Genomic DNA, 19132 nt, shown 5'->3' with positions numbered 1-19132 from the left:
GGCACCGATGATCAGCGACGACACCACGAGCGCGCCACGGGCCGCGGACCCCGCGCAGCGCCATGCCCGCGCGACGACGACCCTTGCGCTCGTCTCGCTCGCGTGCGTCGTCGTCGGGGCCCTCGCGTGGGCGCCGTGGCAGCTGCGCTGGAACCCCGATCTCTCGATCACCCTCCCGACGCAGGAGGCCTCCGAGCCTCCGCCGCCCCCACCGACCGAGCTCGCCGAGCAGCAGCAGAACAGCAGCGACATCGTCCTGTGGGTGATGATCCTCCTCGGTCTCGTCGTGCTCGCCCTTCTCGTCGCGGTCGCCGCTCGAGCGGTCCGCACCTGGTGGTCACGACGGCCACGGCCCGTACCTGAGGCCCCCATGACGGTCGACACGATGCCAGGTCAGGTCGTGCCGTCGCGCGAGGTCGTCGCCGACGCGGTCGCCGAGGCCCTCGAGCGGCTCGACGGAGTCCCGGACCCGGCCGAGGCCGTCGTCCAGGCCTGGCTCGTCCTCGAGGAGGCCGTCGCGCGCGAGGGCGTCGTCCGCCAGCCGGTCCAGACTCAGGCCGAGCTGACGTCGGACGTCCTCCGCGCGACCCGGGCACCGAGCACCGCGACGACCTCGCTCCTGAGGACGTACGAGGCCGTCCGCTACGGGAGCGGCGGTGCGACCGCCGACGACGTCGCCGCCTCACGTGCAGCGCTCGGGTCGATCCTCGGCGCCCTGCGCGACGAGCACCCGGAGGTGGGACCGTGACGTCGCTCCCCCGCGCACGGCTCGTGCTCGGCACCGCGCTCTCGCTCGTCGTGCTCGTCGTCGGGCTCCTCGTCCTCGAATGGACCCACGCCCTCGTCCTCGGCGCCCTCCCCCTTCTCTACGTCGTCGTCACGCACCGGCTCGCGACGACGGACGAGCCCCTCCTCGCGGCCGACAGCCTCACGCAGGCCGCCGGACGCCGCGACGAGCTCTCCGCGCTCGTCTGGTCGATGCGCTCACGCTCGGGGCTCGTCCCTCCGCGCACCATGCGGCGGATCGGCGACCTCGCTGCACAGCTCCTCGCGCTCCACGGCGTCGCATCCGACGGCGGGTTCCCACTCGTCGTCACGCCGGCCGACGTCGCCCGGGCCCGCACGCTGCTCGGGGCGGGCGCCCCGACACTCCTCGACGCCGACGCACGCACCGAGACGCGTCCACGCGACCTCGACCGCTGCCTCACCGCGCTCGAGGCACTCGACCCGACCGGTCGGCGCCTCACCGTCCCCGCGTCAGTGACGACCGGCCGCCCCGCTATGCACGCACCGCTCCCAGGAGGATCCCGATGACCCAGCCCAGCACCACGAGCCCGCTGCCCGTCGCCGAGGTCGCACGGCTCGGCGCAGAGGTCCTCGAGGCCGTCGGCGGCGCGATCGTCGGGATGGGGCCGGCTCTCCGCCTCGCGCTCGCGACCGTTCTCGCAGGAGGCCACGTCCTGTTCGAGGACGTGCCGGGCCTGGGCAAGACACTCGCGTCCCGCTCGCTCGCGTCCGCGCTCGGGCTCGACTTCCGACGCCTCCAGTGCACGCCGGACCTCCTGCCGGCCGACATCACGGGCTCGAACGTCTACGACCCGGCGACGCGCGAGTTCGAGTTCCGGCCCGGTCCCGTCTTCACCGGCCTCTTCCTCGCCGACGAGATCAACCGGACGTCCCCGAAGACGCAGTCGGCGCTCCTCGAGGCGATGGCCGAACGCCAGGTGACGGTCGAGGGCGTGTCGTACCCGCTCGCACGCCCGTTCCACGTGGTCGCGACGTCCAACCCGGTCGAGTACGAGGGCACGTACCCGCTGCCGGAGGCTCAGCTCGACCGCTTCATGCTCCGGCTCGCCGTCGGCCACCCCGACGCCGCGGGCGAGACCGAGATCATCCGTCGGCGCCTCGCGCGCCGCCGCGAGGAGGTCACGGTCGCGCCGGTCGTCGACCCCGCCACGCTCCTCGCGATGCAGGCCGGCACGGAGGCCGTCGACGTCGCCCACGACGTCGTCGCGTACGCTGTCGCGCTCGTCGCGGCGACACGCACGCACCCCGGCGTCGAGATCGGGGCGAGCCCCCGCGGCACGCAGGCACTCGTGCTCGTCGCGCGAGGCCTCGCGGTGCTCGACGGACGCACGTGGGTGACGCCCGACGACATCAAGGCCGTCGCCGTCCCCGCGCTCGCGCACCGCCTCACGCTCACGCCGCAGGCCTGGGCGACGGACCTGTCCCCCTCGGTCGTCGTCGAGCAGGCGCTCTCCTCCGTGCCGACGCCGTCGTCGGCCGGGCACGACGTCCGGGCCTGACCGTGACGGTCCGTGGAGCGCGTCGCGCGACCGGAGCCGTCGCTCGGCTCGGGCCCGGTCTCGTCCTGTGCGTCGTCGGGCTGCTGCTGAGCCGTGCGGACGTCGTGCTCGTCGGTGCCGCCCTCGCGGGCGGGCTTCTCGTCGCACGACGTGACCTCCTCGACGTCTCCCTCGCTGTGGGGACGCCGACGACACGGGACGACACGGGCGACCGGCGACTCGTCGCCCCCGTGACGCTCACGTCGGACGCGCCCGCGACGGTGCTCGTCCGGATCGCGAGCCCGGGCGCGGACCCCGTCGGCGTGCTCGTCGCCGTCGACGGAGACCGGACGCTCACCGCGACGCTCCCGCTCGCACGCACCGGACGGGTTCCCGGATTCGCCGCGCACGGCATCGCATGGTCCGACGGGCTCGACTCCGTCGCGTTGCTCGAGGACGTCGCTCCGACGGACGCGATCGTGCTCCCGGTCGCGCGACGGCTCGAGGAAGTGCCGGTCCCGCAACGGCTCCGCGGTCTCTCGGGCCCGCACGGTTCGCGCCGTCCTGGGTCCGGGGGCGACCTGCGCGACGTGCACCCGTTCGCGCCGGGAGACCGGATGCGCGGCATCGACTGGCGTGCCACGGCGCGCCGGTCGCCCGAGCTCGACGAGATCTACGTCCGTCGCACTCACGCGACGTCCGAGGCCCACGTCGTCGTCGTGCTCGACTCCCGCGACGACATGGCGCAGGACATCGCGGCATGGACGGGCTTCGGCGAGCCGCGGCCGGACCGCCCGGGATCGCTCGACCTCGCGCGGTCCGCGGCAGCCTCGCTCGCGACCGCGTACCTGCGCCGCGGTGACAGGGTGGGGCTCGTCGACCTCGGGCGCAGCAGGGCGCAGCTGCGACCCGGTGCGGGCGAGCGGCACCTGCGGCGGATCCTCCACGCGCTCGCCCTCGCGCGGCCCGACCACGGGAGCGTCGGCCGCACGCGCGTGCCCGCGCTCCAGGCCGGAGCGACCGTCGTGCTGCTGTCGACGTTCCTCGACGACGACGCGGCCGAGGCCGCGCTCGTGTGGCTCGCGCGGGGTCACGAGGTCTGGGCGGTCGACGTGCTCCCGCCCGTGGGCGGTGTCCTGCCCGACGGCGCGTCGGGTCTCGCGTGGCGTGTCATGCGCCTCGAGCGCGCGTTGCGTCTCGAACGCCTCGCGGCGGCAGGGATCACGCTCGTCGACTGGTCTGCACCCGCACGGGACGTGCCCGGCCCGACCCCGGAGCAGCGGCTCCGCATGATGTCACGCGTCCGTCCCGGAGGTCGGCGATGATCCCCCGTCCCTCGTGGGTCGCGCGCGCGCGGCATACGCTGCTCGGCCCCGCCGGCCCGGGGCGTCCGCCGCGCGTCCGGCTCGAGGACGTGCGCACCGTGCCGCTGCTCATGCTGCGTGTCGTCGCGGTGCTGCTCGTCGCCGGGGCGTACGCCCTTCTGGGTCCGGCGGTCATCACGTGGTTCATCCTCGGCCCCCTGCTCGTGAGCGCCCTCGTGCCGGGCGGGACGTGGGCCGTGCTCGTCGGGGTGACGATCGTGGGCGCCGCGCTCGCGGCGGGTGACCCGGGGCTGCGTCCGGCTGCGCTCGCGCTGCTGCTGCCGGCCGCCGTCCACCTGTCGCTCCTCGCGGACGCCGCCTCACGTTCCGACCTCCGGGACGTCGGGGTGGACGTGCGGCTCGTCGGGCGAGCTCTCCGGTCGACGGTGCTCGTCGGCTGCGTCGTCGTCCCTCTCGTCGCGCTCCTCGCACTCGTCGACACGGACCTGCCGGGGTGGCTCGGAGTCCTGGGTGCCGTCGGCGTCGTCGGGCTCGGCGCCGTGGCGGTACGGCTCACCAGCTCCAGCCGCGCACGCTGAGCAGGAGCTCGCGGTCGAGGCGGATGGTGTCGCGGGTCGCCGTCCCCAGGGGCGCGACCTCGCACGCGGCACCGTCAGCGAGCGTGCACGCCTCCGAGAGGAGGGCGTCGTAGGCCTCGAGCGCGACGCGCAAGTGGTGGGCGCGGGCGAGCATCGTGCGGTCCCCGTCGATCCGGCGCACCTCGGCGGCCAGCCTCGAGAGGCGCATCTGGAGGTCGAGCGCACGGAGAGGATTCGGTCCGGGCCTGGAGTCACGCCGGCGTGCGGTGCTGACGACGAGCGTGACGCCGGCGATGGCGACCACGCACGATGCCAGTGCGATGAGCATGGCCTGCACCCCCTCGTCGTCGAGGCCGTAGGTTCATCGTAGATTCGGGTGGAACCCTCTGGAAGGGCGCACCTCTTTCATCCCATGTTTCTGCAACGTTTCTGCAACATCGTGAATGTGTTTCAGCACCACCCCGCGCGCGGCCGCGCGGTCTCGGCGCAACGGAACCGCACGTTCTCGCGGCAGGCGCGGCGTCCGCACTGCCGCAGTGGCAGACCCGGGCCCATGGCAGCGGGTGTACGCGTTGCAACGCGAGGGCCCAAGGTCATGGCAACTGGAGCCTCCGACGGGTAGCGTGCAACCCGTGACTGAGAACATCGAGAGGTTCATCTCCTCCCCCACGACCGTGGAGTCGTTCAAGAGCGAGTTCTGCCGTCAGCTCCGTTACGAGCAGGGCGTCGACCTAGTCGACGCCCGCACGGAGGACCTGTACCAGGCACTCGCGCGTACCGTCCGCTCGGCCATGGTCGACGGCTGGATCGCCACGCAGGCCTCGCACCGCGCAGCCAAGGCGAAGACCGTCGCCTACCTGTCGGCCGAGTTCCTCATGGGACCGCAGCTCGAGAACGCACTCCTGTCCACCGCCCTCACGGAGGTCGCGCGCACGGCTCTTGCCGAGCTCGAGCTCGACCTCGACGAGCTCACGGCGTACGAGACCGAGCCCGGGCTCGGCAACGGCGGCCTCGGCCGCCTCGCCGCGTGCTTCATCGACTCCCTCGCCGCAAAGTCGATCCCCGCGATCGGCTATGGCATCCGCTACGAGTACGGCATCTTCCGCCAGACGTTCGTCGACGGGCGCCAGGTCGAGCAGCCCGACCGCTGGCTCGTCAAGGGATCCCCCTGGGAACTCGCGCAGCCCGAGAACTCGGTCACCGTGAACTTTGGTGGCCACACCGAGCAGTACACGGACGAGACCGGCGCCCCCCGGACCCGTTGGGTCCCCGCCGAGCAGGTTCTCGCCGTCCCGTACAACTACATGGTTCCCGGCTTCGAGACCCGCAACGTCAACACGCTGCGACTGTGGTCGGCCAAGGCGACCGACGCCTTCGACCTGCAGATCTTCAACTCGGGCGACTACGAGTCCGCCGTCCGTCGCCAGACGGTCGCCGAGAACATCTCGAAGGTCCTCTACCCGGAGGACTCGACGCCCCAGGGCAAGGAGCTGCGCCTCAAGCAGCAGTACTTCTTCGTCGCCGCGTCGCTGCGCGACTACCTCGACACCGTCCTGCGGGACGACGACCTCTCGACGCTCCCCGAGCGCGTGGTCTTCCAGCTCAACGACACGCACCCGGTCATCGGCGTTCCGGAGCTCATGCGCATCCTCCTCGACGAGCGCGGTCTCGGCTGGGACGAGGCGTGGGACATCACGCGTCGCACGTTCAACTACACGTGCCACACGCTCCTGCCCGAGGCGCTCGAGGTCTGGTCGGTCGACCTGCTCGGCCGCCTGCTGCCGCGCCACCTCGAGATCATCTACCGGATCAACGAGGACTTCCTCGGCCTGGTGCGCGAGACGTACCCGGGCGACGAGCTCCGTGTGCGCCGCATGTCGATCATTCAGGAGCGCCCGGAGCGCGCCGTGCGCATGGCGTTCCTCGCGACGGTCGGCTCGACGAAGGTCAACGGTGTCGCAGCCTTGCACTCGCAGCTCCTCGCGGACAAGGTGCTCGACGACTTCTCGGCCCTGTGGCCGGAGAAGTTCACGAACGTCACGAACGGCGTCACGCCCCGACGGTTCATGCGCCTGTCGAACCCGGGCCTCTCTGGGCTCCTCGACGAGGCGATCGGCACGGGTTGGACGAACGACCTCGCGCAGCTCGCCAAGCTCGAACCGTTCGCGGACGACGCGTCGTTCCGCGCCGAGTTCCGCGCGGTCAAGCAGGCCAACAAGGAGCGTTTCGTCAGGCTGCTCGCGCAGCGTGACGGCATCGAGCTCCCGGCCGACGCTCTCTACGACGTCATGGTCAAGCGCCTGCACGAGTACAAGCGTCAGATGCTCAAGCTGCTCCACGTCGTCACGCTCTACGACCGCGTCCTCAAGGGCGAGGTCAAGGCGTCCGACCTGCAGCCGCGCGTCGTTGTCTTCGGTGCCAAGGCCGCTCCCGGCTACAAGATGGCCAAGGAGATCATCCACCTCATCAACCGGGTGGCCGCGGTCGTCAACAACGCCCCCGAGCTCGAGGGTCGTCTGCGGATCGCGTTCCCGGCGAACTACAACGTCACCCTTGCGGAGCGACTCATCCCGGCGGCCGACCTCTCGGAGCAGATCTCGCTCGCGGGCAAGGAGGCGTCGGGCACGGGCAACATGAAGTTCGCGCTCAACGGCGCCCTGACGATCGGGACGGACGACGGCGCCAACGTTGAGATCCGCCAGCTCGTCGGCGACGAGAACTTCTTCCTCTTCGGCATGGACGAGCCTGCGGTGCAGGCGCTCGAGGACCGGGGCTACAACCCGACGTCCTACTACGAGGTCGACGCCGGCCTCCGTGGCGCGATCGACCTCATCTCCTCGGGGCTGTTCTCCGACGGCGACCGCACGGCGTTCGAGTTCGTCATCTCCGATCTGCTCTACAAGGACCGCTTCATGGTCCTCGCGGACTACCGGTCCTATGTCGACACCCAGGACCGGGTCGAGGTCGCATACCGGGACGAGGACGCGTGGACCCGGTCCGCGATCCTCAACGTCGCGCGCACCGGCTTCTTCACGTCGGACAGGTCGATCCAGGACTACCTGGACCGCATCTGGCACGCGCCGGCGAAGCCCATCGCCTGACGAAGGCCACCGCTCGGCCCTGTGCACGCCAGCGAGCCCTGCTCCCCTCTCGGGGGCAGGGCTCGCTGGCGTTCGGGAGTGAGGCACGCCACTCCGTCGCGGGAACACGTCGACACCCCTCTTAGTTGAAGACTAAAGTAGATGCAGACGCATGAACTTTCGACAGGCCCGACCGGCCGCAGCAGGAGGACACGATGATGCAGTTCGGGATCTTCACCGTCGGCGACGTGACGACCGACCCCACGACCGGCCGCACCCCCACCGAGCACGAGCGCATCAAGGCCACTGTCGCGATCGCCAAGAAGGCCGAGGAGGTCGGCCTCGACGTCTTCGCGACCGGCGAGCACCACAACCCGCCCTTCGCCGCACCCGCCAACCCCACCGTCCTTCTCGCACACCTCGCGGCGCAGACCGAGCGCATCATCCTCTCGACCTCGACGACGCTCATCACGACGAACGACCCCGTCCGCATCGCCGAGGACTACGCGTACCTCCAGCACCTCGCCGACGGCCGCATGGACCTCATGATGGGCCGCGGCAACACGGGCCCCGTCTACCCGTGGTTCGGCAAGGACATCCGCCAGGGCGTCGAGCTCGCCGTCGAGAACTACGCGCTCCTCCACGAGCTGTGGCGCAAGGACGTCGTCGACTGGTCCGGACGGTTCCGCACGCCGCTCCAGGGCTTTACCTCCGTGCCTCGTCCGCTCGACGGCGTGCCGCCGTTCGTGTGGCACGGCTCGATCCGCACTCCCGAGATCGCCGAGCAGGCCGCGTACTACGGTGACGGCTTCTTCCACAACAACATCTTCTGGCCGATCAGCCACACCAAGCAGATGGTCCAGCTCTACCGCCGACGCTTCGAGCACTACGGGCACGGCAAGGCGCACCAGGCGATCGTCGGCCTCGGCGGCCAGGTGTTCATGCGCAAGAGCTCCCAGGACGCCAAGCGCGAGTTCCGCCCCTATTTCGACAACGCACCCGTCTACGGTCACGGCCCGTCGATGGAGGACTTCTCGGAGCAGACGCCCCTGACGATCGGCTCGCCGCAGGAGGTCATCGACCGCTACGCGGCGATGCGCGACCACGTCGGCGACTACCAGCGCCAGCTCTTCCTCATCGACCACGCCGGACTCCCCCTCAAGACCGTCCTCGAGCAGCTCGACCTCCTCGGCGAGGAGGTCGTGCCCGTGCTCCGCAGGGAGATGGCGATCGGCCGCCCTGCCGACGTGCCGGACGCACCCACCCACGCGAGCCGCGTCGCCGCCGCGGGAGGCGGCCACGACTCGACCGTCTACGCCGACGCCGACGACGTCACGGGCGCCTCGCCGGCGACCGACGCACGATGATGTCCGCCCACGCCATGGCGCACGCGACGGCCTGGGAATCGCTCTTCCGGGCCCAGGTCGCCGTCGTCCGGCACCTCGCCGCCGACGATGTCTGGGAAGAGCTCACGATGAAGGAGTACGACGTGCTCTTCACGCTCTCCCGCGGGCCCGCTGACGGGCTCCGGCTCAAGGAGCTCAACACCGACGTGCTGCTCTCGCAGCCCTCGCTCTCACGGCTCGTCGACCGACTCGTCGCACGCGGGCTTGTCGAGCGTCGGGCCGTCGCCGACGACCTCCGCGGCACACGTGTCGTCCTCACCGACGACGGGCGCGCGCTCCAGCGGCGCGTCGGGCGCCGGCACGTCGCCTCGATCGACGCAGCGCTCGGAAGTGCGCTCAGCGCCGACGAGCTCACGACGCTCACCGATCTCACCGACCGCCTCCGCAACCACGTCGCGTCCCTGCCCGCGGCTGCCCGCACGACCAGCACGAAGGAACCCTCATGACCCGCCACCTCGTCGCCCTCAGCGCAGGCCTCTCCCAGCCCTCGTCGACGCGGCTGCTCGCCGACCGCCTGCTCGCGGCAACCTCTGCCACGCTCGACGAGCGCGGCGTGGCGCACACGACCGAGGTCGTCGAGCTCCGCGACCTCGCACGGGACGTCACCGACATGCTCCTCACCGGGTTCGCGCCGCCCCGGCTCGCCGACGTCCTCGAGAAGGTCCGCACCGCCGACGGGCTCGTCGCCGTCACACCGATCTTCTCGGGCTCGTACTCCGGGCTCTTCAAGTCGTTCATGGACGTTGTCGACCCGGACGCGCTGCGAGGCGTCCCCGTCCTGCTCGGCGCCACCGCGGGAACGCCCCGGCACTCGCTCGCGCTCGAGCACGCGCTGCGTCCGCTCTTCAGCTACCTCCGTGCGGACGTCGTCGGCACCGCGGTGTTCGCCGCGACCGACGACTGGGGGGCGAACGGCAGCACGTACGACTCGGCGGGTCGGCTGCAGTCACGGATCGACCGGGCAGGCAGCGAGCTCGCGACGAAGGTCGAGCACTACGCCGGCGCCGCCGAGGACGACCCCTTCGGCGACGTCGTGCCGTTCGCGGAGCAGCTCGGCCGCTGACGGAACCAACCCGTCACGCACCAGCGCCCGCGGTGCCGGGCGCGGACACCGGTCCGCACCTGAGGGAACCTGGATAGGATCCCCTCAGGGCGCGCATGCGCCACCCAGAGCCGTTGGAGGAGCGATGGACACGTTCAGCACCGAGCCCACCGAGGCGCACCTCGACGACCGCCCGGTCGCCGTGAACGCCCTCATCTTCGTCGTCGTCATGGCGATCTTCGTCGCCGGGATGTGGGCGATGGGCGAGGGCATCGCGCAGCACAGCGCGCTGCTCTTCTCGGGCGGGCTGCTCGGCTCGTGCCTCGCCGTCGGGCTCGCCCTCGGCATCCGCAGGGACTGAGGCCTCACGTCACGACGACGGCGGCGGACCCGGAGAGATCCGGGACCGCCGCCGTCGTCGTACCAGAGGCGCAAAGATCACGCCCCGTGCCTCACCTCAGTCGCACGCGCTGCAACGTGCCGGTCGCGAAACACCTTGCGGACCTTGCCCTTGCCGTCCGTGCGCCACACCGTCGAGGCGCTCGGCTCGAACGTCGTCGTGTCCCGGGGCGTCGTCGTCCCGTCCCGGCGGACCAGATCGATCGCGCCGCTCGGCTGACCGACGACGAGCCCCTTGCCAGTGACGTCGAGCCAGAGTGCCCCGACGAGTCCCGTCGTTCCGGTCGTCGGCGGCGGCGGCTCGTACGGGCCGTGGCCGAGGCCACGTCCGCCCGCGGTCCTGTCAGGTCAGTGCCGGACTCGGTCTGGGCCCGACCCTGGTGCCATCGGCAGGGCGCGCAGCGCCAGTGACGTCAAGGTGAAGGACCCGCGCGGCAGGGTGGTGGGACCCCACGGTGCACGTATGCTCGCACCCCACCGGGCACGGGTGCTCGCACCCCGTGCAAACGCCGCGCACGGCGGCTCACGCCGCGGTGCGCGCCCGCCTCCTCGCGCGCGCGAGGACACCGCGGCCCGGCGCCAGCAGCACCGCGAGGAGGTAGGCCGCCCCCTGGGCGAGCACCACCGTCGCCCCGGTCGCCAGGTCGGCGTAGTACGACACGTATACCCCGACGACCCCGCAAGCGACCGCCACCGCAGGGGCGACGACGAGCATCCGCGCCAGACGGTCGCTGAGGAGGTGGGCCGTCGCCCCGGGGATGACGAGCATCGCGACGACGAGAACGACCCCGACGGACTGGATCGCCGTGACGGCCGTGAGCGCGAGCAGCACGAGGAGCAGCGCACCCACCCGACCTGGTGAGCGACCCAGCACCCGCAGCTGCACCGGATCGAACGCGAACGCCGTGAGATCGTGCCGCCGCGCCAGCGCGACGATCACGACGACCGCGGCAAGCGCGGCAACCTGGACGAGCTCCGAGCGTGACACCCCGAGGACGTTGCCGAAGACGACGTGCATGAGGTCCGTCTGGCTCGGTGTCACCGAGACGAGGACGAGGCCGAGGGCGAAGAGCGTCGTGAAGACGATCCCGATCGCGGCGTCCTCCTTCGTGCGGCCTGTCGAGCGGACCGCCGCGACGAGGACGACCGCCCCGAGCGCGAAGACGACTGCGCCGACGGCGAACGGCAGCCCGAGGATGTACGCGAGCACGACCCCCGGCAGGACCGCGTGCGAGACGGCATCGCCCATGAGCGACCAGCCGACGAGCACGAGCCAGCACGACAGCAGCGCGCTCACCGCGCTCGACACCGAGATGACAGCGAGCGCCCGCACCATGAACTCGTGCGACAGCGGGTCGAGGATCAGCTCGAGGAACGTCATCGCCGCACGTCCCCGGTGCGGAGCCCGAAGGCCTCGGCGAGCGCCGCCGGCGTGAGCGTCGACGCGACGGGTCCCGCAGCGACGACCCTGCCCGCGAGAAGCACGACGTCGTCGGCGAGGTCGGTGACGCCCGCGAGGTCGTGCGTCGAGACAAGCACCCCCGCGCCCTCGTCGGCGCGAGCGCGCACGATGTCGACGAGGAGCTCGGCCGACGCGACGTCGACCCCCGCGAGGGGCTCGTCGAGGAGCAGCAGGCCAGCCTCCTGGACGAGTGCACGCGCCACGAGGACGCGGCGGCGCTGCCCGCCCGAGAGCGCGCCGATCGGCCGCCGGGCGAGATCCGCGAGGCCCACCCGTGCGAGGGCCTCGGCGACCGCTGCCCGGTCGGCGGCCGTCCGCCGTCCGAGCAGCCCGCGGGGGGCGGGGCGTCCCTGAGCGACGACGTCGGCGACCGTGAGCGGGAACTGCCGGTCGACCGTGTCGTCCTGACCGACGAACGCGATCTCCCGGCGCCTGCGTGCCGCAGCGGCGTCCGTCCCCCCGACCTTCACGGTGCCCGACGTCACGTCGACGCCGCCCGTCACGGCCGCGAAGAGCGTCGACTTCCCCGAGCCGTTAGGTCCCACGAGAGCCGTGACCCGGCCCGGTGCGACCGTGAGGTCGACGTCCGTGAGTGCTCGAACCTCCCCCCGGACGACGGTGAGCCCGCGCACCTCGAGTGCGGCGGGCGTGAGCGGTTTCGAGGTCATGGGGCGCCTCCTGAGAGACCGGCGACGATGAGATCGACGTCGTGGCGCAGCAGGTCGAGGTACGTGGGCACGGGTCCGTCAGGCACCGAGAGCGAGTCGACGTAGAGCGGACCGACGAAGCGCGCACCGGTCGACTCCGCGACACGCTGCATGGGCGAAGGGTTGACCGTCGACTCGCAGAACACCGCTGCGACCCCGCGCTCGCGGACGAACGTCTCGACCTCGGCGACCTGCTGCGGGGTCGCCTGCTGCTCGGCGTTGACCGCCCACAGGTAACGTTCCTCGAGCCCGACGTCGGCAGCGAGGTAGGAGAACGCCCCCTCGCACGTGACGAGCGCACGGGCTGCAGGCGGGACGGTCGCGAGCCGCGCGACGAGCTCGTCCCTCAGCGTCCCGAGCCGGGCTGCGTACGTCTCGGCGCGCTCGCGGTAGGCGTCGGCGCGGTCAGGGTCGAGCTCGGCGAACGCCTCGGCCGCGAGGCGTGCGTACGACGCGCCTGCGGTCGGGCTCATCCACGCGTGCGGGTTGGGGCGCCCCTCGGCCTCACCCCGAGCGATCGGGATCGTCGCGACGCCGTCGGAGAGGGTGACGCGTGGGACGTCGAGACCGTCGACGAAGCGCGCGAACCACGCCTCGAGGCCGAGCCCGTTGTCGAGGACGAGGTCCGCGCCGGCGGCGCGTCGGAGGTCGCCGGGCGTCGGGTCGTAGCCATGGATCTCGGCGCCGACCTTCGTGATGGACGCGACCCGCAGGTCCTCCCCGGCGACGTTGCGCGCGATGTCGGCGACGACCGTGAACGTCGTGAGGATGAGCGGACGCGGGTCGTCGGCCTCTGCTTCTCCCGGCGCGCCGCACGCGGACAAGAGCGCGGCCGCGGCGAGAGCTGTCGCGGCGACACGCGCTGTCGCACAGCGCGGACGTGCTAGATGACCCATGTCCACAACATAGATTTCGGCAACCCGAACTTCAAGCCCGGCGGACGCCACAGGTGCGAGCGCTAACGCTTCTGTGACCAAAGGATCACCGTTCGAAGGTGAGACCGAGCCCTACTGTGTACCATCGGCGATGGTGTGACCGACCAGGTCGCACGGCGACCCAGTCGCCGCCCCAGGGGGAGACGGAGAGATCATGAGCTTCATGGACAAGCTGCGCGGGCAGCTCATCGACATCATCGAGTTCCTCGACAGCTCGCGGGACACGATCGTCTGGCGCTTCCCGCGCCAGGGCAACGAGATCAAGAACGAGGCGAAGCTCGTCGTCCGCGAGGGCCAGGTTGCCGTCTTCGTCAACGAGGGTCGACTCGCGGACGTCTTCGGCCCGGGCACCTACACCCTGTCGACGCAGAACCTTCCGATCCTCTCGACCCTCAAGGGCTGGAAGCACGGCTTCAACTCGCCATGGAAGGCCGAGGTCTACTTCGTCACGACCCGCCAGTTCACCGACTTCAAGTGGGGCACGCAGAACCCCGTCATGCTGCGCGACCCCGAGTTCGGCGCCGTCCGCCTGCGCGGATTCGGCACCTACTCGCTCCAGGTAACCGACGCGGCCGCGCTCCTGCGCCAGCTCGTCGGCACCGACCCGAACTTCCGCACCGAGGAGATCGGCGAGTTCTTCCGGCAGAACATCGTCGGGGCCCTCGGCCCCGCGCTCGCCCACGCGCAGGTCGCCGCGCTCGACCTTGCCGCCAACCAGAACGTCATCGCCGGTCGGCTCGCGACCGAGCTCACGACGAGCCTCGCCGAGTACGGCGTCGCCATCACCCGCTTCGTCATCGAGAACATCTCGTTCCCGCCCGAGGTCGAGGCAGCCCTCGACAAGAAGACCCAGATGGCCGTCCTCGGCAACATGCAGCAGTACACGCAGTTCCAGGCGGCCAACGCGATCGAGACCGCCGCCGGGAACCCCGGCGGCGGAGGCGAGGGCATGACGATGGGCCTCGGGCTCGCCGTCGGCCAGCAGATGGCGCAGACGCTGGCAGGCAGCCAGGCCCCTGCCGCTCCCGCCGCGCCGGCGGCAGCCGCTCCCCCGCCGCTGCCCGGGGCCGGCGCGCCCTGGTTCCACGCGACGGGTGGCGCCCAGTCAGGCCCGACGTCGCTGGCCGAGCTCGGCAGCCTTGCAGCCTCGGGCTCCTTCACCCGGGAGACGCTCGTGTGGCAGGACGGCATGGCCGCGTGGACCGCAGCCGGCTCGGTTCCCGCGCTCGCGTCGCTCTTCGGCGCCGTGCCGCCGCCCCTGCCGCCCGCGACCCCGGGAGCCTGAGCCGATGAGCATGCCTCCCCCGTTCCCGCCGCAGCCCGAAGACACCGCGTCAGCGTCGGCGGAGGACGCCGCGCTCCTCGCGACCCGCTGCCCCGGCTGTGGCTCGCAGCTCGGCTTCGCGGCAGGCACGTCCTCGATGCGCTGCCTCATGTGCGGCTACTTCGCCGAGATCGCCCACGACCCGGACGCGAGCGTCGACGAGCACGACTACGAGACCTGGGCCGCGAACAACGCCGGCCGCGCCGTCGCGAGCCTCGGTGGCCACGTGCTGCGGTGCGAGGGCTGCGGCGCGACGACCGAGTCGACCGCGATCTCGACCGCGTGCCAGTTCTGCGGCGGCCACCTCGTCGGCATCACCCCGACCGAGGGTGTCATCCCGCCCGAGGCGGTCGTCCCGTTCGCACTCGACCAGACTGCGGCGCGCGCCGCGTTCACGAAGTGGGTGACCTCGCGCTTCTTCGGCCCGCGCGCGCTCAAGGACGTCGACGCCGAGGAGTCGCTCCGCGGCACCTATCTGCCGTACTGGACCTTCGACGCCCGCACGACGAGCGAGTACGAGGGCCAGCGCGGCGACGACTACACGGTGAAGGTCGACGACGACCGCACGGAGACCCGCACCCGCTGGTCGCACCGGTCCGGCACCGTCCGTCGCAGCTTCGACGACATCGTCGTCCCCGGCTCGGCCCAGCTCACCCCCAAGGAGGCGCGGGGCGCCGGGAGCGCGGACCTCGCGAAGGCCCAGCCCTACCGGGCCGAGTACGTCGCAGGGTTCTCGACCGTGCGCTACGACGTGGATCCGCCGCGCGGGCTCGAGACCGCCAAGCAGGTCATGGCCGGTGTCATCCGGGCCGACGTCGAACGGGCTATCGGCGGGGACCGCCAGCGCATCTCGCAGATCCGCACCGCGTACGCGGCCGTGATGTTCAAGCTCGTCCTCATGCCGTTCTGGATCGCGACGTACATGTACGCGGGCAAGCAGTGGCAGGTCGTCATCAACGCGTCGACGGGCAAGGTCACGGGCAAGCACCCGGTGAGCGCGGTGAAGGTTGCTCTCACCGTCGCCGGCGGCCTCGTGCTCCTCGTTCTCGCGTTGTACCTCTACTCGCGCACGCGCACCTGACGAGCGCCTCGCGCACGCTCGGAGGAGCCGTGCACCCCGTCCGGGGTGCACGGCTCCTCCTCGTTGCCGGGGATTCAGCGCTCGAGACCGCCGAGCCACCTTTCGGACACCGCTGCTACTCTCGGACGCACTGACACGGGGTGCCCCATCGCGGGGCTGAGATCACACCCGTTGAACCTGATCTAGCTCGTACTAGCGAAGGGATGTCACGATGCTTCGTGCGCCGTCGACCCTGCTCACAGCCGTCCCACGTGCACTCGAGGAGGTCCGCGCCGCCGGACCCCTCGTCCAGTGCCTCACCAACACGGTCACCGTCAACCTCGTCGCCAACACGCTCCTCGCCCTCGGTGCCGCGCCCGCGATGGCGGACCTGCCGGGCGAGGCCGGGACTCTCGCGGGCGTCGCCGACGCCGTCTACGTCAACCTCGGAACGCCCGGTGCCGAGCAGCGGGCCGGCATGCTCGAGGCGGCCCGCGCGTGCGACACGCTCGGGCGCCCCTGGGTGCTCGACCCTGTCGCCGTCGGTCCGCTCGCCCTCCGCACCGCCCTCGCCGCGCAGCTCCTCGAGCTGCGTCCGACGGTCGTCCGCGGCAACGCCTCCGAGATCCGTGCGCTCGCCGGGACGGACGGCGGTGGCCGTGGTGTCGACGCGACGCACGGCGTCGAGGAGAGCCTCGACGCAGCCTGCGCCGTCGCGGTGCGCACGGGCGGCGTCGTCACGGTGTCCGGACCGGTCGACCTCGTCACCGACGGCACGACGGTGGTGCGGGTCGCGAACGGCCACCCGCTCCTCACCCGCATGACGGGCGGCGGCTGCGCCCTCGGCGGCATCGTCGCCGCGTTCGTCGGCGTCCACGACGACGCGCTCGAGGCGACGGTCGCCGCGTGCGGCGCCTACACGGTCGCGGCCGAGCGTGCCGCCCAGGCTGCGACGGGTCCCGGGTCGTTCGCGGTGCGTCTGCTCGACGAGCTCGCGCTGCTCGACGCGCCGACGCTCGCCGAGGCGGTGAGGTTCGCGTGAGGCCCCTCGACCTGTCGGTCTACCTCGTCACCGACGCCGACGCGGCGGGCCGCGCCGGGCGTGACCTCGTCGCGACGGTCCACGCGGCTGCCGCGGGCGGCATCACGGCTGTCCAGGTGCGGGACAAGCGGGCTTCTGCGCGCGAGCTGCTCGAGCTCACGCTCGCCCTTGCGCGCGTCGTCCCGCCGCACGTCGCGCTCCTCATCAACGACCGCGTCGACGTGTTCTGTGCCGCGAGGCGCCGCGTCCCGTCGCTCGCCGGCGTCCACATCGGGCAGTCCGACCTGCCGCTCGTCGACGTGCGCGCGCTCGTCGGAGCCGACGCCGTCGTCGGCGTCACGGCCTCGACCGACGAGCACCTCATGGCTGCCGCGGCGTCCGCCGCGCGCGTCGACTACGTCGGCATCGGCACCGTGCGGGCGACCGCGACGAAGCCCGACGCCCCCGCGCCGCTCGGCATCGACGGCATCGTCCGCCAGGCTGCGTCCGTCGGCGTGCCGACGGTCGCGATCGGTGGCATCCGTCTCGACGACGTCGCGCCGCTGCGGGCGGGCGGGCTCGCGGGCGTCGCGGTTGCGTCGGCGATCTGCGCAGCAGCCGATCCCGCCGCGACCGCGCAGGCGTTCGCTGCGGCCGCGCGGACGGGGGCGGCCGCGTGACCGCGCCCGGGCGCGGTACCGTGCCACGCGTCCTCACGATCGCCGGCACCGACCCGACCGGAGGTGCCGGCCTCCAGGCCGACCTCAAGTCGATCGCCGCGCACGGTGGCTACGGGATGGGCGTCGTCACGGCCCTCGTCGCTCAGAACACGCAGGGAGTCCGCGGGGTCCACACCCCTCCGGTGGGGTTCCTCACGACGCAGCTCGACGCCGTGAGCGACGATGTGGCGATCGACGCCGTGAAGATCGGCATGCTGGGATCCGTCACGGCCGCGGCCGAGGTCACCGCGTGGATCGCGCGCGTCCGCCCGCCGGTCGTCGTCCTCGACCCCGTCATGGTCGCGACGAGCGGCGACCGGCTGCTCGAGCCCGATGCTGAGGACGCCGTGCGGGAGCTTCTCGCGCACGTCGACCTCGTGACGCCCAACCGGCCCGAGCTCGCGGTGATCCTCGGCGAGCCCGTCGCTGCGACGTGGGAGGAGGCGCTCGACCAGGGCCGCCGGCTCAGCGTGCGCAGCGGGGTGACGGTGCTCGTCAAGGGCGGGCACTTCCCGGGCGACGTCGTGCGCGACGCGCTCGTCGACGCGACGGGCGTCGTCGACGTCGTCGAGGGACCACGCGTACGCACGCGGTGCACGCACGGCACCGGGTGCTCGTTGTCGGCCGCTCTTGCGACCCTGCACGCGCACCATGGCGCGTGGGTGCCCGCGCTCGCCGAGGCGCGCGCGTGGCTCACGGAGTCGCTCGAAGCAGCAGACCTGCTCGACGTCGGTCGGGGCCACGGGCCCGTCTCCCACCTCGCATCCCTGTGGCGCACGGCGGCTCCTCGGACGACGCCGGGCCGTGTTGCCGCCGAGTGGTGGGACGAGATCGCGGTGGTGCGCGCCGAGACCGACACGTTGCCGTTCGTCTCCGCGCTCGCCGACGGTTCCCTCCACGAGGACGCGTTCTCCTGGTACCTCGCGCAGGACGCGTTGTACCTGCGTGACTACGCGCGTGTGCTCGCGCACGCGAGCGCCCTCGCGCCGACGCCCGACGAGCAGGCGTTCTGGGCGAGCTCGGCGCACGGCGCGATCGCGGCCGAGGTCGAGCTGCACGCCTCTTGGCTCGGTGACGGGCAGCTCTTCGACGCCCGGCCGGCCCCGACGACGATCGCGTACGTCGACCATCTGCTCGGGCTCGCCGCGCGAGGCGGCTACGGACCGCTCGTCGCAGGGCTGCTGCCGTGCTTCTGGATGTATGTCGACCTGGGCGAACGGCTGCTCGCCGGGCTCGGCCCGTCGCACCCGTACGCGCGGTGGATCGAGACGTACGGGGACCCGGCGTTCCGGGCGTCGACGGACCGGGCGATCGAGATCGTCACGACGCTCGCCGCCTCGGCGGGGCCGGCGGAGCGCGAGGCCATGCTCGAGGCGTTCCGCAGGTCCGCGCAGCACGAGCGGGACTTCTTCGCGGCGCCCGTCCTCGCGCGCCCGGCGCCGGAACGCGTGCGCGTCTGACGGCCCCGGTGCCGTCACCCTCGACGCCTGCGGGCGTCGAGGGTGACGGTGGTCGCGTCGCGCGGGCTGCCGCGCGCACGTCGACGTCACCGAGAGGCAGCTCGATGCTGTCTATGCGTACGTCGACGCGTTCCTGCTCGGTCGCCGGGCGTACAACGTCTTCGCGGGCCACTGGCCGCACCTGTCGCACGACGATCTCGACGGGACGATCGCCGAGCTCTTCAACCGCGTGCCGAAGTAGTTGCCTCCCGGGGCCGGCCACTCCTCGAGTGGGAACCGACGACCGGGGACATGACGGTGCGGGGCTGACACCGGCCGCCGACCCGTGC

The 19132-nt window shown here is 72.1% G+C and carries 19 protein-coding genes and 1 riboswitch; of the genes, 15 read left to right on the top strand and 4 right to left on the bottom strand.

What is annotated here, in order from left to right; genetic code table 11:
* Positions 1-7: 7 nt before the first annotated feature.
* Genes IGS67_RS10590 through IGS67_RS10570 form a run of 5 tightly spaced genes read left to right on the top strand, consistent with a single transcriptional unit; the run spans position 8 to position 4188 of the window.
* Positions 8-748: a DUF4129 domain-containing protein gene (locus IGS67_RS10590; RefSeq protein ID WP_192280623.1), complete on the top strand. Its 741-nt coding sequence runs from the start codon at positions 8-10 to the stop codon at positions 746-748.
* Entirely contained in the window at positions 745-1314 is a 570-nt protein-coding gene (locus IGS67_RS10585) for a hypothetical protein (protein WP_192280620.1), read from the top strand. Before IGS67_RS10590 ends, IGS67_RS10585 begins: the two co-directional genes overlap by 4 nt.
* Positions 1311-2306: an AAA family ATPase gene (locus tag IGS67_RS10580; protein WP_192280617.1), complete on the top strand. Its 996-nt coding sequence runs from the start codon at positions 1311-1313 to the stop codon at positions 2304-2306. The genes IGS67_RS10585 and IGS67_RS10580 overlap by 4 nt, the downstream gene beginning before the upstream one ends.
* Before the next feature lie 2 nt (positions 2307-2308).
* Positions 2309-3610 (top strand): DUF58 domain-containing protein, encoded by a 1302-nt coding sequence (locus tag IGS67_RS14005; RefSeq protein ID WP_328742407.1) that lies wholly within the window; start codon positions 2309-2311, stop codon positions 3608-3610.
* Positions 3607-4188 (top strand): hypothetical protein, encoded by a 582-nt coding sequence (locus IGS67_RS10570; protein WP_192280614.1) that lies wholly within the window; start codon positions 3607-3609, stop codon positions 4186-4188. Before IGS67_RS14005 ends, IGS67_RS10570 begins: the two co-directional genes overlap by 4 nt.
* On the opposite strand, the gene IGS67_RS10565 is transcribed toward IGS67_RS10570, so the two are convergent.
* Entirely contained in the window at positions 4163-4516 is a 354-nt protein-coding gene (locus IGS67_RS10565) for a hypothetical protein (RefSeq protein ID WP_210767250.1), read from the bottom strand. The genes IGS67_RS10570 and IGS67_RS10565 overlap by 26 nt on opposite strands.
* Before the next feature lie 304 nt (positions 4517-4820).
* On the opposite strand from IGS67_RS10565, the gene IGS67_RS10560 reads away from it, so the two are divergent.
* The 5 genes from IGS67_RS10560 (at position 4821) to IGS67_RS10540 (ending at position 10077) form a co-directional block, all read left to right on the top strand.
* On the top strand, positions 4821-7289 hold the full coding sequence (locus IGS67_RS10560; RefSeq protein ID WP_328742403.1) for a glycogen/starch/alpha-glucan phosphorylase: 2469 nt from the start codon (positions 4821-4823) through the stop codon (positions 7287-7289).
* A gap of 197 nt (positions 7290-7486) precedes the next feature.
* Entirely contained in the window at positions 7487-8635 is a 1149-nt protein-coding gene (locus IGS67_RS10555) for an LLM class flavin-dependent oxidoreductase (RefSeq protein ID WP_192280711.1), read from the top strand.
* A complete protein-coding gene (locus tag IGS67_RS10550; RefSeq protein WP_192280607.1) occupies positions 8632-9120 on the top strand; it encodes a MarR family winged helix-turn-helix transcriptional regulator in 489 nt (162 codons plus the stop codon). Before IGS67_RS10555 ends, IGS67_RS10550 begins: the two co-directional genes overlap by 4 nt.
* Complete coding sequence (locus IGS67_RS10545) at positions 9117-9737, top strand: FMN reductase (RefSeq protein ID WP_192280603.1); 621 nt, start codon at positions 9117-9119, stop codon at positions 9735-9737. Before IGS67_RS10550 ends, IGS67_RS10545 begins: the two co-directional genes overlap by 4 nt.
* A gap of 124 nt (positions 9738-9861) precedes the next feature.
* Positions 9862-10077: a hypothetical protein gene (locus IGS67_RS10540; protein WP_192280600.1), complete on the top strand. Its 216-nt coding sequence runs from the start codon at positions 9862-9864 to the stop codon at positions 10075-10077.
* Positions 10078-10638: 561 nt separating this feature from the next.
* Here the strand turns inward: IGS67_RS10540 and IGS67_RS10535 are convergent.
* From IGS67_RS10535 to IGS67_RS10525, 3 genes are read right to left on the bottom strand one after another with little or no spacing between them, the layout of a single operon-like run.
* Entirely contained in the window at positions 10639-11496 is an 858-nt protein-coding gene (locus IGS67_RS10535) for a metal ABC transporter permease (protein WP_192280597.1), read from the bottom strand.
* Positions 11493-12245: a metal ABC transporter ATP-binding protein gene (locus IGS67_RS10530; protein WP_192280594.1), complete on the bottom strand. Its 753-nt coding sequence runs from the start codon at positions 12243-12245 to the stop codon at positions 11493-11495. The genes IGS67_RS10535 and IGS67_RS10530 overlap by 4 nt, the downstream gene beginning before the upstream one ends.
* Entirely contained in the window at positions 12242-13180 is a 939-nt protein-coding gene (locus IGS67_RS10525; protein ID WP_192280591.1) for a metal ABC transporter substrate-binding protein, read from the bottom strand. Before IGS67_RS10525 ends, IGS67_RS10530 begins: the two co-directional genes overlap by 4 nt.
* A gap of 193 nt (positions 13181-13373) precedes the next feature.
* Here IGS67_RS10525 and IGS67_RS10520 point away from each other — a divergent pair, with 193 nt between their 5' ends.
* From IGS67_RS10520 to IGS67_RS10500, 5 genes are all read left to right on the top strand, one after another.
* A complete protein-coding gene (locus IGS67_RS10520; protein WP_192280588.1) occupies positions 13374-14504 on the top strand; it encodes an SPFH domain-containing protein in 1131 nt (376 codons plus the stop codon).
* Positions 14505-14508: 4 nt separating this feature from the next.
* The gene (locus IGS67_RS10515) at positions 14509-15624 is read left to right on the top strand and encodes a hypothetical protein (RefSeq protein WP_192280586.1); all 1116 of its coding nucleotides are present in this window, start codon (positions 14509-14511) and stop codon (positions 15622-15624) included.
* A gap of 126 nt (positions 15625-15750) precedes the next feature.
* Positions 15751-15845: riboswitch (TPP riboswitch) on the top strand.
* Positions 15836-16645: a hydroxyethylthiazole kinase gene (gene thiM, locus IGS67_RS10510; RefSeq protein ID WP_192280584.1), complete on the top strand. Its 810-nt coding sequence runs from the start codon at positions 15836-15838 to the stop codon at positions 16643-16645. (Overlaps the previous riboswitch by 10 nt.)
* The gene (thiE, locus tag IGS67_RS14000) at positions 16642-17304 is read left to right on the top strand and encodes a thiamine phosphate synthase (RefSeq protein WP_192280582.1); all 663 of its coding nucleotides are present in this window, start codon (positions 16642-16644) and stop codon (positions 17302-17304) included. Before thiM ends, thiE begins: the two co-directional genes overlap by 4 nt.
* Positions 17301-18803 (top strand): bifunctional hydroxymethylpyrimidine kinase/phosphomethylpyrimidine kinase, encoded by a 1503-nt coding sequence (locus IGS67_RS10500; protein WP_192280580.1) that lies wholly within the window; start codon positions 17301-17303, stop codon positions 18801-18803. Before thiE ends, IGS67_RS10500 begins: the two co-directional genes overlap by 4 nt.
* Positions 18804-19132: the final 329 nt, after the last annotated feature.

This window comes from Flavimobilis rhizosphaerae, assembly GCF_014852685.1.
Classification (GTDB): Bacteria; Actinomycetota; Actinomycetes; order Actinomycetales; family Cellulomonadaceae; genus Flavimobilis; species Flavimobilis rhizosphaerae.
This window is presented reverse-complemented; position numbering and strand designations above follow the sequence as displayed.